Raw genomic sequence first — 15,747 nt, forward strand, 5'->3', positions numbered from 1 at the left:
ATCCACGCATGGCCTACGGACTCAAGCGCTCCGACGTCCCGCAGATCCGGAGGGTCCTCGGCTTCTACCGCGTCATGGCGTTCATCACCGGCGCGTTCCTGCTCCTCCTCGTCGTGGAGATGGGCTTCAAGTACCTGCCGGGCTTCCAGTTCGTCGACGGATCCCTGCAGTACCTCGCGGGCGCCGGCTACGAGCTCGAGCTGAACGGCCCGTCCGGCTTCCTGGCGCTGTCGCCGGCCGACACCCTCACGGGCACGAACCTCAGCCTCATCATCCAGATCGTCCACGGCAACATCTACGTGGTCTACCTCATCAGCGACTTCCTGCTCTGGCAGAAGATGCGCTGGTCGTTCACCCGCTTCATCCTCATCGCCGCGGGCGGCGTCGTGCCGTTCCTCTCCTTCGTCGTCGAGTCGCGCATCGCGCGCCAGGTGCGGGAGGTCATCGCGAAGCTCGAGACCCCGCGGCGCGCGAACGCCGCCGACCGCGACGACGAGGACCCCCGACCCATCGACCCGACCACCACCACGGAGGCCACCACTTGAGCGTCGACAACCCCACGAACCAGCGCCCCGTCCTCGTCGTCGACTTCGGCGCCCAGTACGCGCAGCTGATCGCCCGCCGCGTCCGCGAGGCCAACGTCTACTCGGAGATCGTGCCGTCCACGATCACGGCCGAGGAGATCCGCGCGAAGGACCCGTCCGGCATCGTCCTCAGCGGCGGCCCGTCGAGCGTCTACGAGGAGGGCTCGCCCGGCCTCGACGAGGGGATCCTCGACCTCGGCGTCCCCGTGCTCGGCATCTGCTACGGCTTCCAGGTCATGGCCCGCGCCCTCGGCGGCGAGGTCGCGCACACCGGGCAGCGCGAGTACGGATCCACCGCGGTCACGCTCACGCCCGGCAGCACCCTGCTCGACGGCCAGCCCGACGACCAGACCGTGTGGATGAGCCACGGCGACTCCGTGTCGAAGGCGCCCGAGGGCTTCGAGGTGCTCGCCTCCAGCGCCTCCACGCCCGTCGCCGCCTTCGCGAGCGACGAGCGCCGCCTCTACGGCGTGCAGTGGCACCCCGAGGTCAAGCACTCCGCGCACGGCCAGGCCGTGCTCGAGAACTTCCTGCACCGCGCCGCCGGCATCCCCGGCGACTGGAACAGCGGCAACGTCATCGCCGAGCAGGTCGAGCGGATCCGCGCCCAGGTCGGCGACGCGAAGGTCATCTGCGGCCTGTCCGGCGGCGTCGACTCCGCGGTCGCCGCGGCCATCGTGCATCGCGCGGTCGGCGACCAGCTCACCTGCGTCTTCGTCGACCACGGCCTCCTCCGCCACGACGAGCGCCGCCAGGTCGAGGAGGACTACGTGGCCGCCACGGGCGTCCGCCTCGTCACGGTCGACGCGGCCGAGCAGTTCCTCGACGGGCTCGCGGGCGTCACGGATCCCGAGGCCAAGCGCAAGATCATCGGCCGCGAGTTCATCCGCTCGTTCGAGGGCGCCGCGGAGGCGCTCGTGCTCGAGGCGAAGGCCGACGGCGAGCCCATCCGCTTCCTCGTGCAGGGCACGCTCTACCCGGACGTGGTGGAGTCGGGCGGAGGCACGGGCACCGCGAACATCAAGAGCCACCACAACGTCGGCGGCCTCCCGGAGGACCTCAAGTTCGAGCTCGTCGAGCCGCTCCGCACCCTGTTCAAGGACGAGGTGCGCGCCATCGGCCGCGAGCTGGGCCTGCCGGAGGTCATCGTGGGACGCCAGCCGTTCCCCGGCCCCGGCCTCGGGATCCGCATCGTCGGCGAGGTCACGGCCGAGCGCCTCGAGCTGCTGCGCAAGGCCGACGCCATCGCGCGCGCCGAGCTCACCGCCGCGGGCCTCGACCAGGAGATCTGGCAGTGCCCCGTCGTGCTCCTCGCGGACGTCCGCTCGGTCGGCGTGCAGGGCGACGGACGCACCTACGGCCACCCCATCGTGCTGCGTCCCGTCTCCAGCGAGGACGCGATGACCGCCGACTGGACCCGCCTCCCGTACGACGTGCTCGCGCGCATCTCGAACCGCATCACGAACGAGGTGGACGGCGTGAACCGCGTCGTGCTCGACGTCACGTCGAAGCCGCCGGGGACCATCGAGTGGGAGTGATCCTCCCGCGCACGCCGTGAACGACGAAGGCCGCTCCCCTAGGGGAGCGGCCTTCGTCGTGCTGCAGGTCCGCGGTGCTGTGCCGGGGACCTGCGGTGGTGCTAGTTGTTGCCGCGCAGGATGGCGAACAGGCGGAGCAGCTCGACGTACAGCCACACGATGGTGACCACGAGGCCGAACGCCGCGGTCCAGCCGTAGCGACGCGGGGCGCCCGAGCGGACGCCGCGCTGGATGAAGTCGAAGTCGAGCACCAGCGAGTACGACGCGAGGATCACGACGAAGATGCCGAGGATCACGCCGAGCGGGATGCCGAAGACGGGCTCGCTCCGGAGGCCGAACGCGCTGTTCGTGACGCCGAACGCCATGAGGGCGAAGTTCAGCACGGAGAACAGCAGGTAGCCGACCATGGCGACCATGAAGATCTTCGTGGCCTTCTTCGACGCCCGGATCCTGCCGCTGCGGAACAGCAGCAGCACGGTGACGAAGACGGCCGCCGTGCCGAGGACGGCCTGCGTGGCGACGCCGGGGTAGATGCCCTCGAAGACGCGCGAGATGCCGCCGACGAAGAGCCCCTCGAACGCCGCGTACGCGACGATGAGCGGGACGGACGGCTCCTTCTTGAAGGAGTTGACGAGGCCGAGCACGAGGCCGCCGATGGCACCGAGCATGGCGAGGGGGAGCGCGAGCGGGCCCGAGAGCCACGCGACCGCGCCGAGGACGACGACGATGGCGAGCAGGCTGACCGTCTTGACGGTCGTGTCCTCGAAGGTCATGCGGTCGGTCTCGGAGGCCGTCGCGGACGGGCGGCTGTACAGCTCGTCGAGGCTCTCCGGGGTCACATCCCTCGTGGGCGTCGCACCTCGGCCGTTGAAGACCGGGTTGTTGGAGAACGTGGGGTTGGCCATGATCCTTCTACTCTCGATGGTGGATGAACGTGATCGGGGTCAATTTAGCCGACCAGGCTGGGAAAGCACTCGCGCGGGCCCTGAATTTCCCCAGATGAGTACGCGCCCGCCGTCCACCCGGCGCCTGTAGCGTGCGCGGCGTGCATCACGCCTCCCGCCCCCGCCCCCTCGTCATCGCCCATCGCGGAGCCAGCGGCTACCGCCCCGAGCACTCCGCCTCCGCCGTCCGGCTCGGCTTCGCCCAGGGCGCCGACGCGGTCGAGCCCGACCTCGTCGCGTCGTCGGACGGCGTGCTCGTCATCCGGCACGAGAACGAGCTGTCCGGCACGACCGACGTCGCCGACCGTCCCGAGTTCGCCGACCGCCGCGCCACCCGCGTCGTCGACGGCGTCGAGCGCACCGGCTGGTTCACCGAGGACATGACGTGGGCCGAGATCCGCACGCTCCGCTGCCGCGAGCGGATCCCGGCCGTCCGCCCCGCGAGCGCCGCGCACGACGACGAGGAGACGGTGCTCTCGCTGCCCGACCTGCTGCGCATCATCGACCAGGAGTCCGCGCGCCGTGGCCGCCCGTTCGGGATGGTCGCCGAGATCAAGCACGCCACGCACTTCGCCGGCCTCGGGATGCCGCTCGACGAGCTGCTCGCCCGCGACCTCGAGGCCCACGGCTGGGCCTCGGACGCCTCGCGGCTCACCATCGAGTCGTTCGAGCGCGACGTGCTGCTGGGCGTGCGGGAGCGGGGGATCCGCGCCCGGCTCGTCTACCTCCTCGAGGGTCGCGGCGCCGCGATCGACGAGGTCGCGCGGCACGGCGACGACGCGATCACGTTCGACGCGCAGCTCACGGACGCCGGGCTGGCGGCGCTCGCCGCGGACGTCGACGGGATCAGCGTGGGCCTCGAGCGCATCTGCCCGGCGGCCGGCTTCGGCGGTGCCGGGAGCCCGGGCGACGCGCCCGTCTCGGACCTCGTCGACCGGGCGCACCGCGCGGGGCTCTCCGTCTTCACGTGGACGCTCCGGCCCGAGAACGCGTTCCTCCCCCGTCCCCTCCGCGGCGCCGGCGCGAAGTCGGACCACGGCGACCACCGCGCGCACTGGGGCCGCCTGCTGGACGCGGGCGTCGACGGCGTCTTCGCCGACCATCCCGACCTGGCGGTGCGGCTCGTGGCCGACCGCGCGGAAGCGGCGGGCGTGGCCGCCGGGTAGGGGAGGCCCGCCCGGCGGTGCGCGAGGTGCCCGGACGCGTCGTGCGCCGGGCACCTGCCGTGTCGGCAGGACGCCCGACGACCGTCGGCGGCTGCGCCCGGAGGCCCGTCGGGGGCAGAGCCTAGGATCGAAGCCGACATGAGTGCCGACCCCGCAGCCGTTCCCGCCTCCCGCCCGCCGATCATCCTCGACGGTCGGCAGGGCGGCGTCGGCGGGCCGGGTGCACCCGCGGATCCGCTGCTGGAGGGGCTGAACCCGGAGCAGCGCGAGGCGGTCGTGTACCGGGGCCCCGCGCTGCTCATCGTGGCCGGCGCCGGCTCCGGCAAGACGCGCGTGCTCACCCACCGCATCGCGAGCCTCATCGAGTCGCGGGAGGCGTGGCCCAGCCAGATCCTCGCCATCACGTTCACGAACAAGGCGGCGGCCGAGATGCGCGAGCGCGTCGAGTCGCTCCTCGGGCAGGCGTCCGAGGGCATGTGGATCTCGACCTTCCACTCCGCGTGCGTGCGGATCCTCCGCCGAGAGGCCGAGGCGTTCGGCTTCACCCAGAACTTCACGATCTACGACTCGGCCGACAGCCGGGTCCTCATCAAGCGGATCATCAAGCAGCTCGACGCGGACACGCTGGGCTTCACGGTCTCCTCGGTGTCCGGGCGCATCTCGAAGCTCAAGAACGAGCTCTCCGACGCGGACACGTTCGCGCGCACCGCGAACTTCAACGACCCGGCCGAGGCGATGTTCGTGGAGATCTTCCGGCAGTACACGCGCTCGCTCGCCGCGGCGAACGCCTTCGACTTCGACGACCTCATCGGCCAGACCGTGTTCCTCTTCCGGGCGTTCCCCAAGGTCGCGGCGCTCTACCAGCGCCGCTTCCGCCACGTGCTCGTGGACGAGTACCAGGACACGAACCACGCGCAGTACTCGCTCATCCGCGAGCTCACGCGCGCCGTCGCCCCGGAGGACGTGCCCGTCGACACGCGCATGTCGACCAACGGCATGGGCGGCATCGACGGCGCCTCCCTCACGGTGGTGGGCGACAGCGACCAGTCGATCTACGCCTTCCGCGGCGCCGACATCCGCAACATCACCGAGTTCGAGCGCGACTTCCCGCAGTCGAAGGTCGTGCTCCTCGAGCAGAACTACCGCTCGACGCAGAACATCCTCACCGCCGCCAACGCCGTGATCTCGAACAACTTCGACCGCAAGGACAAGAAGCTGTGGACGTCCATCGGCGACGGCGACAAGATCGTCGGCTTCACCGGGTACTCGGGCCACGACGAGGCGCAGTTCGTGGCGGACGAGATCCAGAAGCTGCACGAGGAGGGCACCGCGTACTCCGAGATCGCGGTGTTCTACCGCACGAACGCGCAGACCCGGGCGCTCGAGGAGATCCTGATCCGCTCCGCCGTGCCGTACCGGATCATGGGCGGCACGAAGTTCTACGAGCGGGCCGAGATCAAGGACGCCATGGCCTACCTGATCGCGGTGGCCAACCCCGCCGACGTGCTGGCGCTCCGCCGGATCCTCAACACCCCGAAGCGCGGCATCGGCCCGGCGACGGAGACGGCGCTCGCGAACTTCGCCGAGGCGCACGGCGTGACCTTCCGCGAGGCCATGCGCCGTGCGTCCGAGCTGGGGCTCGGACCCAAGGTGACGCAGGCCATCCTGACGCTCTCGCGGATGCTCGACGAGGTCGCCCTCCTCCTCGACCCGGAACGACCGGAGGGCCGCACCTCCGTCGGCGACCTCGTCACGACCCTCCTCGAGAGGAGCGGGCTGGTGCAGGCGCTGCGCGCGAGCAAGGACGCGCAGGACGAGGCGCGCGCCGAGAACGTCGAGGAGCTCGTCGCCGTCACGAAGGAGTTCTCGCGGAACAACCCGGAGGGCCAGCTGGTGGACTTCCTCACGGAGGTCTCCCTGGTGGCCGCCGCGGACGAGCTCGACGACTCGAGCGGCACGGTGTCGCTGATGACGCTGCACACCGCGAAGGGCCTCGAGTACGACTCCGTGTTCCTCACGGGCGTCGAGGAGGACCTGCTCCCGCACCGCATGTCGGCCAACGAGCCGGGCGGACCGGCTGAGGAGCGGCGACTGTTCTACGTGGGCATCACCCGCGCCCGCCGTCGGCTCTTCATCTCCCTCGCCATGACCCGCGCCCAGTTCGGCGAGGTCAACGTGGCGATGCCGAGCCGGTACCTGCAGGAGATCCCCGCCGAGCTCATCGACTGGAAGCAGTCGCCCGGCATGGCGACGTCGCGCGGCGGCACGCAGCCCCGGGCCCTGAACGCGCGCCGCGAGGGCGGCGGGTACGGCGGCCGGTCCCGGTCCTCGAGCGGCTTCGAGGATCCTGCCCTGCCGCCGCCTCCCCGCCCGAAGACGCAGTGGGCCAACACGGTCACCGGCCAGGTGCGCGACAACGGCGACCTCGAGCTCGCATTCGGCGACCGGATCCGCCACACCGACTTCGGCGACGGGCGCGTCACCGGCGTGACCGGCGAGGGGCGCAAGCGCATAGCCGAGGTGCAGTTCGACGGGCCGGCCGGCCGGAAGCGCCTGCTCATCAAGATCGCGCCCATCGAGAAGCTCTAGCCGAGGCGCGGCGTCGGCCGGTGCGTCCCAGACCGACCCCGGCGGCGCCGAGCAGGCCGAGGACCGATGCGCCGATCGCGAGCTGCGGCGCCGACCATCGCATGGGCGCGGTGATGCCGGGCGCTCCGCCCGTCATGGCGAGCTCGTGCCGTGCCGGGGGCGTGACCTGCGCCACCGGGGGAGGCGGGCTCGCGTGGAAGGTCTCGCTCGCGTGCGCCACCATGTCCGAGAAGGGCGCGACCGCCGCCCCGTCCGCGTCGGACGCGGGCCGTCCGGGGCTGTCCAGCACGGCGACGTACCAGCCAGGAGCGTCGACCGGGATGCATGGCGTGGCCATGTCGCCGTCGTCGGTGAGCGTCACCTCGGCGGATCGACCGGTCGCCCCGGCGAGGTCGCTCGGGGAGACGGGCGCACCATCGGTCGGCGTCGAGGCGAAGGGGCCCGCGAGGCGCACCCGCACCGGCACCGGCCCCGTGCCGGCGAACGAGGTGACGTGCAGGGTGTCGGTCTGGCAGCCGCCCGCGAGGACCTCCTTCGCGGCCACGGTCGTGTCGACGGTCGGGGGATGCGGGACCTGCGTCGTCTCGAGGGCGGATCCGAACGTCGAGCGCCACGGGAGCACCCGCGACCGGCCGTCGGCCACGGACGTGTCCTCCGGGGCGATGGACGTCACCCACGTGTAGTAACCGCCCGACGGCAGCGTGCACGGGGGCGTGACGTAGTCGCCGGGGCCGTGGTCGACGAGGGCCGCGACCCGGCAGACCTCCGGCGCGTCGGCGGGGACGTCGTCGCGTTCGGGGCCCACCTGCTCGAGGAAGGGGCCGAGCAGTCGGCTGCGGACGACGACGGGCACCGGATGCAGGCCGCCATCGGGCCGCCGGGTCGTTCCCCAGCCGGCGGACACCGGCGTCGATCCCGCGGCGGGGTCCGCCGTGACGTGGAGGGCGTCCGTGACGACGCCACCCGCATGCGCGACGGCCGAGGACGCATGGGTCTCGACGCGCGGCGCGAAGGGCAGCGGGTTCGGGGTCGTCGCCTCCGCCTCCGCGTCCGCCCTCGCGTCCGCCGGACGGGCGAGGACGAGTCCCTGCGAGGCGCCGCCGTCGCCGACGACGTCGAGCGCGTCTCCGTACGGGAGGTCGGCGAAGACGACGCGCGCGTGCACGTGCAGGGTCGGATCCGACCCGGTGGCGCGGATGGCCGTGTCCACGCCGTCCGCCACCCGTGCCGTCGTGCTCCCGTCGGCGAAGGTCGCCCCCTCGAGCTGGACCGTGCCGGTCCGCGTGCCGGCGGGGACGGACGCCGGACCCGTCGCCAGGAAGTCGGCGCGCAGGTCGACGCGGACGGTCCCGCGACCATCGTCGCCGAGGACCGCGCTCGCCGCAGCCGTGACCGAGCGCGACGCCCCCGCTGCCGAGTCGGTCTCGGCGAGCATCTCCCGTGCGCGCGCCTCCACGACGCCGGCTCGATCGCCCGCCCGTGCCGCGTACCACCCGAGATCGTGCCCGCCGAGCCCGGTGATGCTCCAGGTGGCGAGCTGGCCGGCGGCCGCGGTGTCCGGATCGGAGGATCCGGCCCACTCGCGCGCGATGTAGGCGAGCCGGGCACGGTCGTCCGCCGAGCGGCCCGCGTCGTCGACGGGCGCGTAGGCGTGCCCGGGCGGCGCGGCGAGCCCGACGTCGATGCAGAATCCCAGGCGGCCGTCGTCGAGCCGGTACGAACCCAGCCACCTCCCGTCGCCCGGGGACGAGTACCCGATGCCGTGCGAGACGGCCGTGAGGGCTTGCGCGGACGGGACGGCGCTCGCCGCGATCCCGAGGGCGAGCCCGATCCCGACGGCCGCCGAGACGAGGCGCCCCGCGCGCGATCGACTCGGCCGGTGCGTCGTCGCGGGGCCGGGGCCGGGGCCGGGGCCGGGGGCAGCGGAGGCGGAGCTGGCAGAAGAGGAGCGGATGCGTGTCATGGCCGGATGGTGCTCCGGACCGATCCGCCGGACGTCGCGCGAGGCCCGCATCGGGGACGCCGGGCGGCGTCCGGTGCCTGTGCAGGAGGCGCGGCGCACGGCCGATCGCGCGTCCGGCTACCCGGCTTCCCGTCGCGCGTACCGCCGCGTGACCACGGTCCGCGGCGCCTCCCGCACGCATCGCGGCATCCACCGGTACGGCACCAGGATCGCGCTGATCGCGCGCGTCGCCCGTCGCTCGAGGCGCGCATCCCAGCGCAGGCCGAAGCCCGCTCGGATCCGCGGCGGAAGCAGCGCCGCGGTCATGAGCGCCGCCAGGGGCATGATGCTCCGGAGCCACATCGGGCCGTCGCCTCCTCGCAGGAGCGCCCGCGCGATCCGACGTGCGTCCGCGGTCGGCTCGAGGATCGCGACCCGCTCCTCCCAGTAGGCGCGGAACGCCGCGCGATCCGGCGGCCACCGCCCTTCGGGCACCTGGAGGGCGGTGCCCAGCACGGCGTACTGGCGGTAGACGCGGTCGGCCACCTCGTCCGGCAGGGGTCCGAAGGCGATCTCGAACATCGTCACCGCGCTGTCGTAGATCGTCGCCGCCACCCACAGCTGCAGGTCGGGGTCGTAGGCGGAGTAGGCCGGGGCCGATCCGTCGGCGGCGGGGGCGTCGGACCGCACCGGCGCGTGCGCGCGGCCGACGATGCGCCGGGCCCGGGCGACCTCGGCCGGCGACCCGAAGACGACCGCGTACACGTAGCCGAGCGTGCCCTCGAGGCGGTCGAGCGGCCGGGACGCGAAGTCGCTGTGCTCCGCGACGCCGCGCGCGACCGCCGGATCGGCGATCTGCAGCAGGATCGCGCGGCCCCCCGCGGCGAGCAGGATGCCCTCGCCCGCGATGTCGCGGATGGACCCGCCGCGCCTCCGGGCGGGGTGGGTCCTCGGGCTCATCCCTCCAGTCTCCCTCCACAGGTGCCGTCGCCGCACGGCTCCCGCCGACCCGGGTCGGCCGACCCGTGACCCGATAGGCTCTCCACGGTCGTCGACGCGGCGGGCCGGCCCCTCCGGGCGGTCAGCACGCGGGCCGACCAGCCGCAACACACCGGGTGCCGCCACCAGACGGTCGTGGCACCGCAGCCTCGAACGACGCACGTACCGCCTGGCGCGGGTGCGGATGGGATGACACGCGTGGATCTTTTCGAATACCAGGCCAGGGACCTCTTCGAGTCCTACGGCGTCCCGGTCCTCCCGGGGATCGTCGCCGACACCGCCGAGGAGGTGCGCGCCGCGGCGGAGAAGCTCGGCGGCACCGTGGTCGTGAAGGCGCAGGTGAAGACCGGCGGCCGAGGCAAGGCCGGCGGCGTCAAGGTCGCCCAGAGCGCCGACGCGGCGTTCGAGGCGGCCAAGGGCATCCTCGGCCTCGACATCAAGGGGCACACCGTGCACCGCGTGATGGTCGCGGCGGGCGCCCGCATCTCGCAGGAGTTCTACTTCTCGATCCTCCTCGACCGCGCCGAGCGCTCCTACCTCTGCCTCGCCAGCTACGAGGGCGGCATGGAGATCGAGGAGCTCGCGGTCACCCGGCCCGAGGCCCTCGCCCGCATCGAGATCGACCCGGTCGCCGGCATCGACGCCGCCAAGGCCGAGGAGATCGCCCGCGCCGCCTCCTTCCCCGAGGAGCTCATCGCCAAGGTCGCGCCCGTCTTCGAGCGCCTCTGGTGGGTCTACCGCGACGAGGACGCGACGCTCGTCGAGGTCAACCCGCTCGTGCTCACCGAGTCGGGCGACATCATCGCGCTCGACGGCAAGGTCACCCTCGACGAGAACGCCGGCTTCCGCCACGAGGGCCACGCGGCGCTCGAGGACGCGTCCGCCGCCGACCCGCTCGAGGCGAAGGCCAAGGAGTCGGACCTCAACTACGTGAAGCTCGACGGCCAGGTCGGCATCATCGGCAACGGCGCGGGACTCGTCATGTCCACGCTCGACGTCGTCAGCTACGCGGGGGAGAAGCACGGCGGCGTGCGGCCCGCGAACTTCCTCGACATCGGCGGCGGAGCGTCGGCCGAGGTCATGGCCGCCGGTCTCGACGTCATCCTCGGGGACGAGCAGGTCACGAGCGTCTTCGTCAACGTGTTCGGCGGCATCACCTCGTGCGACGCGGTCGCGAACGGCATCGTCGGCGCGCTCGACAAGCTGGGCGACGCCGCCACCAAGCCGCTCGTCGTCCGCCTCGACGGCAACAACGTCGAGGAGGGCCGCCGCATCCTCGAGGAGCGCGCGCACCCCCTCGTCACCGTCGTCGGCACGATGGACGAGGCGGCCGACAAGGCCGCCGAGCTGGCCTCCGCTTAACTCCCGAGAGAGAACAGGAACAGATAGATGTCGATTCTTCTCGACGAGAACAGCAAGATCATCGTCCAGGGCCTGACGGGCTCTGAGGGCACCAAGCACGCGGGCCGCATGCTCGCGTCCGGCAGCAAGGTCGTGGGCGGCGTCAACCCGCGCAAGGCCGGCAGCACCGTCACCATCGAGGGCGTCGAGCTCCCGATCTTCGGCTCGGTCGCCGAGGCCATGGCGGAGACGGGTGCCGACGTGTCCGTCATCTTCGTGCCGCCGGCGTTCGCCAAGAGCGCCGTGGTGGAGGCGATCGACGCCGCCATCCCGCTCGCGGTCGTCATCACCGAGGGCATCCCGGTCAAGGACTCCGCGGAGTTCTGGTCGCACGCCAAGAGCACGGGCGGGAAGACGCGCATCGTCGGCCCGAACTGCCCCGGCATCATCAGCCCCGGCAAGTCGAACGCCGGCATCATCCCGGCGACCATCACCGAGGCCGGCCCCATCGGCCTCGTCTCCAAGTCGGGCACGCTGACCTACCAGATGATGTTCGAGCTGCGCGACCTGGGCATCTCGACCGCCATCGGCATCGGCGGCGACCCGATCATCGGCACGACGCACATCGACGCCCTCGAGGCGTTCGAGGCCGACCCGGAGACGCGCGCCATCGTCATGATCGGCGAGATCGGCGGCGACGCCGAGGAGCGCGCGGCCGAGTACATCAAGGCGCACGTCACCAAGCCGGTCGTCGCGTACGTCGCGGGCTTCACCGCCCCCGAGGGCAAGACCATGGGCCACGCCGGCGCCATCGTCTCCGGCGGGAGCGGCACGGCGCAGGGCAAGAAGGAGGCCCTGGAGGCCTCCGGCGTGAAGGTCGGCAAGACGCCGACCGAGACCGCCAACCTCCTCCGCGAGGTCTTCGCCGCGCTGTAGACGCAGGATCCGCCACCCCGGCGACGACGACGGCCCGCATCCACCCGGATGCGGGCCGACGTCGTGCAGCGCAGGTGCGGCCTCCTCCTCCCCAGCCGGTCGGAGCGCGCCTTCCCCGGCGCGCCCGCCGGCCGACGGGGCACGCAGGGGGCGGCCGGTAGGGTCGTCGAGGCATGAACCGACACGCAACCGCCTTGTTCGCGGCACTCGAAGCGCTCCTGGTGGTGGGGGTCGGCGTCGCCCTGCCCCTCGTGCCGCTCACCGTCCTCTGGGCCGGGCAGTACGACCTGCAGATCGACTGGGGCGTGTTCGCGCGGACGGCCGTCGACCTGTGGCTGCTCGGCCACGGCGTGCCGCTCACGGCATCGCTGGATCCGGCGCTCTCGACGGCCCTCGGGCTCCCCGCGGTCGACGCCCCGTTCGCGCTCTCGCTCGCCCCTCTGGGCTTCGCGTTGCTCACGCTGCTGCTCGGCACGCGGGCCGGTCGCCGCATCGTCGAGACGGACCACCCCGGCGCCGGTGCCGCGGCCGCCGTCGCCACGACCGCCGTCCTCTCCCTGGGCCTCGCGCTCGCCGCGCAGCACGAGGGCATCGCACCCGCCGTGGTGCGCGGCGCGGTGCTCCCGACGCTCGTCCTCGCACTCGGCCTGCTGATCGGCGTCGTCACCCGCGTCGATCGCGCCCGGGCCGGCCGGTGGTGGGGCTCGCTGTCGTCGGGACGCGCGGCCGGGTCCATCCGCTCGGTCCGGGACGCTCTCGACCGCCTCCCCGAGGGCGCCGCATCCGTGGCCGGGACGGCGGTCCGCGGCGGAGCGGCCGCGGCATTCGCCGTCGTCGCCGTCTCATCGGCAGTCGTCGCGGCCCTGCTCGGCGTGCGGTACGCGACCGTCATCACGCTCTACGAGACCCTGCAGACGGGGATCGTCGGGGGAGTCGCCCTCACGCTCGGGCAGATCGCGCTCCTGCCGAACCTGGTGATGTGGACGTCGTCCTGGCTCGTCGGGCCCGGCTTCGCCCTGGGGACCGGGTCCTCCGTGTCACCGCTCGGCACGACCGTCGGCCCGATCCCGTCCATCCCGGTCCTCGGCATCCTGCCGCAGGGCACCCTCGACCTGGGCTACCTCGGGATCCTCGTCCCCGTGGTGGTGGCGTTCGTCGCCGCGGTGGCGCTCTCGCCACGCGTCGCGCGCATCCCCGAACCCGAGGCCCGCCGCTGGCCGTGGTTCCTCGCGGCGGGCCTCGGCATGGGCGTCGTCGGCGCCGTCGTGCTGTGCCTGCTCGCGGCCCTGTCGGGTGGGGCTGCCGGTCCCGGCAGGCTGGCCGACGTCGGTCCCGCTGCCGGCTGGATCCTCCTGTACGCGTTCCTCGAGATCGGCGTCGCCTCCGTGGCGGGCATGTTCGTCTCCGGCCTCATGGCCCCGCTGGTCCGACGGAGCCCGGAAGGACGCGGATAGGCTGTGGCCGTGTTCAACGTGGTGGTCCTCGTCTCCGGCAGCGGCACCAACCTCCTCGCCCTCCTCCAGGCGGCGGATCACGCGGACTACCCGGCGCGCATCGTCGCGGTCGGCGCCGATCGCGAGGCGGACGGGCTGCGGTTCGCCGAGGAGCGCGGCATCCCCACCTTCACGGTGCCGTTCTCGAGCTTCCCGGATCGCGCGACCTGGGGCGACGAGCTGGTGGCCGCCGTCTCCGGCTGGGATCCGGACCTCGTGGTCCTCAGCGGCTTCATGCGCCTCCTGCCCCCACGGGCGGTCGAGGCCTTCGCCCCGCGTCTGGTCAACACGCACCCCGCCTACCTGCCGGAGTTCCCCGGCGCCCACGCGGTGCGCGACGCCATCGCCGCGGGGGTCCCGGCCTCCGGGGCCTCCCTCATCGTCGTCGACGCCGGCGTCGACACCGGCCCCGTCCTCGCGCAGGAGCGCGTCGCGGTGGAGCCGGGCGACACCGAGCACACCCTGCACGAGCGCATCAAGGTCGTGGAGCGCAGGCTCCTCGTCGACACGGTGCGCGCCATCGCCCTCGGCACCATCGACCTCAAGGAGCTGACCACCGCATGAGCGGACCCCGTCACGACCCGTCCCTGTTCCGCGACCGCGACGGCATCGCCGTGACGCGCGCCCTCGTCTCCGTGAGCGACAAGACCGGGCTCCTCGAGCTGGCGTCCGCCCTCGTCGAGGCCGGCGTCGAGATCGTCTCGACCGGATCCACCGCCAGCACCATCGCCGAGGCGGGCTTCCCCGTCACCCCCGTGCAGGACGTGACGGGCTTCCCGGAGGTGCTCGACGGGAGGGTCAAGACCCTGCATCCGTCGGTGCACGCGGGCCTCCTCGCCGACCTGCGGCTCGAGTCGCACGAGGCCCAGCTCGCGGAGCTGGGCATCTCCCCGTTCGAGCTGGTCGTCGTCAACCTGTACCCGTTCGTGGAGACCGTCGCCTCGGGGGCTCCCGCATCGGACGTCATCGAGCAGATCGACATCGGCGGGCCCGCCATGGTGCGCGCGTCCGCCAAGAACCACGCGAACGTCGCGATCGTCGTGTCGCCGACCAGCTACGGCGAGGTGATCGAGGCCGTGCGCTCCGGCGGCACCACCCTCGCCCAGCGGCGTCGTCTCGCTTCCGCGGCCTTCGCCCACACGGCCGACTACGACAGGGCCGTCGCGGACTACTTCCGGGACGCCGTCGTGGGATCAGGCGAGGCGTCGCCGACGTGGCCGGCGTCCTTCCGCGTCGCAGGCGACCTCGCGCAGGTGCTCAGGTACGGGGAGAACTCGCACCAGGATGCGGCCCTGTACCGCAGCGCCGACGGGGCGGGGATCGCCCAGGCGACCCAGCTGCACGGCAAGGAGATGTCCTACAACAACTTCGTCGACGCGGACGCCGCCGTGCGCGCCGCGTACGACTTCGCCGAGCCGGCCGTCGCCATCATCAAGCACGCGAACCCGTGCGGGATCGCGGTGGCGCCGCCACGCGCGGTCGACGCGATCGCCGCCGCGCACCGGAGCGCGCACGACTGCGATCCGGTGTCCGCGTTCGGGGGAGTGATCGCCGCCAACCGCACCATCACGCTCGGGATGGCGGAGACGGTGAAGGAGATCTTCACCGAGGTGCTCGTGGCGCCGGGCTTCGACGACGACGCGCTCACGCTCCTCAAGTCCAAGAAGAACCTCCGCCTCCTGACGCTCCCCGAGGGGTACCGCCGCGAGCCGCTGGAGGCGCGTCAGATCTCGGGCGGATACCTCGTGCAGTCGACGGATGCGTTCCCCACCGACGGCCGACGCCTCTCGGCGGGCTGGACGCTCGCGACGGGGGAGGCGGTGGACGAGCAGACGCTCGCCGACCTGGAGTTCGCGTGGAAGGCGTGCCGGGCGGTCAAGTCGAACGCCATCCTGCTCGCGCACCACGGTGCCTCGGTGGGGGTGGGCATGGGCCAGGTCAACCGGGTGGACTCGTGCCACCTCGCGGTGCAGCGCGCGGGAGCGCGCGCGGCGGGATCGGTCGCGGCGTCCGACGCGTTCTTCCCCTTCGCCGACGGCCTGCAGGTCCTGCTCGACGCCGGGGTCCGCGCAGTGGTCCAGCCCGGCGGATCCGTGCGCGACGAGGAGGTCGTCGAGGCTGCCCGGGCTGCCGGCGTGGCCATGTACTTCACGGGCGAGCGCCACTTCTTCCACTGATCCTGTGGGCTGGCGGTCCTCCGGGCCGCCGGCCCACC

General features: G+C 72.7%; 12 protein-coding genes. 9 read left to right on the forward strand and 3 right to left on the reverse strand.

Going from position 1 to position 15,747, the window contains the following annotated elements; all coding sequences use genetic code 11:
• The first annotated feature begins 8 nt into the window (after positions 1-8).
• Both PED38_RS14730 and guaA read left to right on the forward strand, forming a co-directional pair.
• A complete protein-coding gene (locus PED38_RS14730; RefSeq protein WP_063070849.1) occupies positions 9-545 on the forward strand; it encodes a DUF3817 domain-containing protein in 537 nt (178 codons plus the stop codon).
• Positions 542-2,122 carry a glutamine-hydrolyzing GMP synthase gene (gene guaA / locus PED38_RS14735; RefSeq protein ID WP_063070850.1) on the forward strand — a complete coding sequence of 527 codons (1,581 nt, stop codon included), beginning with the start codon at positions 542-544 and terminating at the stop codon, positions 2,120-2,122. The genes PED38_RS14730 and guaA overlap by 4 nt, the downstream gene beginning before the upstream one ends.
• A 101-nt stretch (positions 2,123-2,223) precedes the next feature.
• Here guaA and PED38_RS14740 read toward each other — a convergent pair whose 3' ends face one another.
• Entirely contained in the window at positions 2,224-3,027 is an 804-nt protein-coding gene (locus PED38_RS14740) for a Bax inhibitor-1/YccA family protein (RefSeq protein WP_063070851.1), read from the reverse strand.
• Between the two features lie 131 nt (positions 3,028-3,158).
• On the opposite strand from PED38_RS14740, the gene PED38_RS14745 reads away from it, so the two are divergent.
• Positions 3,159-4,232, forward strand: coding sequence for a glycerophosphodiester phosphodiesterase family protein (locus tag PED38_RS14745; protein ID WP_270981795.1), 1,074 nt, complete (start codon positions 3,159-3,161; stop codon positions 4,230-4,232).
• Positions 4,233-4,370: 138 nt separating this feature from the next.
• On the forward strand, positions 4,371-6,821 hold the full coding sequence (locus PED38_RS14750; RefSeq protein ID WP_270981796.1) for an ATP-dependent helicase: 2,451 nt from the start codon (positions 4,371-4,373) through the stop codon (positions 6,819-6,821).
• Here PED38_RS14750 and PED38_RS14755 read toward each other — a convergent pair.
• Positions 6,793-8,784, reverse strand: a complete 1,992-nt coding sequence (locus PED38_RS14755; protein ID WP_270981797.1) for a hypothetical protein — start codon at positions 8,782-8,784, stop codon at positions 6,793-6,795. The genes PED38_RS14750 and PED38_RS14755 overlap by 29 nt on opposite strands.
• Positions 8,785-8,901: 117 nt before the next feature.
• A complete protein-coding gene (locus tag PED38_RS14760; RefSeq protein ID WP_270981798.1) occupies positions 8,902-9,723 on the reverse strand; it encodes an oxygenase MpaB family protein in 822 nt (273 codons plus the stop codon).
• A 237-nt stretch (positions 9,724-9,960) separates the two neighbouring features.
• Between PED38_RS14760 and sucC the strand changes: the two genes are divergently transcribed.
• The 5 genes from sucC to purH all read left to right on the forward strand — a co-directional run bounded on the left by sucC (position 9,961) and on the right by purH (position 15,709).
• Entirely contained in the window at positions 9,961-11,124 is a 1,164-nt protein-coding gene (gene sucC / locus PED38_RS14765) for an ADP-forming succinate--CoA ligase subunit beta (protein WP_270981800.1), read from the forward strand.
• A gap of 27 nt (positions 11,125-11,151) precedes the next feature.
• On the forward strand, positions 11,152-12,039 hold the full coding sequence (gene sucD / locus PED38_RS14770; protein ID WP_063070856.1) for a succinate--CoA ligase subunit alpha: 888 nt from the start codon (positions 11,152-11,154) through the stop codon (positions 12,037-12,039).
• A gap of 173 nt (positions 12,040-12,212) precedes the next feature.
• The gene (locus tag PED38_RS14775) at positions 12,213-13,493 is read left to right on the forward strand and encodes a cell division protein PerM (protein WP_270981801.1); all 1,281 of its coding nucleotides are present in this window, start codon (positions 12,213-12,215) and stop codon (positions 13,491-13,493) included.
• Between the two features lie 9 nt (positions 13,494-13,502).
• Positions 13,503-14,096, forward strand: a complete 594-nt coding sequence (gene purN / locus PED38_RS14780; RefSeq protein WP_175345462.1) for a phosphoribosylglycinamide formyltransferase — start codon at positions 13,503-13,505, stop codon at positions 14,094-14,096.
• Entirely contained in the window at positions 14,093-15,709 is a 1,617-nt protein-coding gene (gene purH, locus PED38_RS14785) for a bifunctional phosphoribosylaminoimidazolecarboxamide formyltransferase/IMP cyclohydrolase (protein ID WP_270981802.1), read from the forward strand. The genes purN and purH overlap by 4 nt, the downstream gene beginning before the upstream one ends.
• The last annotated feature ends 38 nt before the right edge of the window (positions 15,710-15,747 follow it).

Source organism: Clavibacter sp. CT19 (assembly GCF_027858075.1).
Taxonomy (GTDB): domain Bacteria; phylum Actinomycetota; class Actinomycetes; order Actinomycetales; family Microbacteriaceae; genus Clavibacter; species Clavibacter tessellarius_A.

Excerpts from the sequence above, each read along its gene's own strand:
- PED38_RS14730 (WP_063070849.1), top strand. The coding sequence starts at position 9 with ATGGCCTACGGACTCAAGCGCTCCGACGTCCCGCAGATCCGGAGGGTC.
- PED38_RS14740 (WP_063070851.1), bottom strand. The coding sequence starts at position 3,027 with ATGGCCAACCCCACGTTCTCCAACAACCCGGTCTTCAACGGCCGAGGT.
- PED38_RS14750 (WP_270981796.1), top strand. The coding sequence starts at position 4,371 with ATGAGTGCCGACCCCGCAGCCGTTCCCGCCTCCCGCCCGCCGATCATC.
- PED38_RS14755 (WP_270981797.1), bottom strand. The coding sequence starts at position 8,784 with ATGACACGCATCCGCTCCTCTTCTGCCAGCTCCGCCTCCGCTGCCCCC.
- PED38_RS14760 (WP_270981798.1), bottom strand. The coding sequence starts at position 9,723 with ATGAGCCCGAGGACCCACCCCGCCCGGAGGCGCGGCGGGTCCATCCGC.
- sucD (WP_063070856.1), top strand. The coding sequence starts at position 11,152 with ATGTCGATTCTTCTCGACGAGAACAGCAAGATCATCGTCCAGGGCCTG.
- PED38_RS14775 (WP_270981801.1), top strand. The coding sequence starts at position 12,213 with ATGAACCGACACGCAACCGCCTTGTTCGCGGCACTCGAAGCGCTCCTG.
- purH (WP_270981802.1), top strand. The coding sequence starts at position 14,093 with ATGAGCGGACCCCGTCACGACCCGTCCCTGTTCCGCGACCGCGACGGC.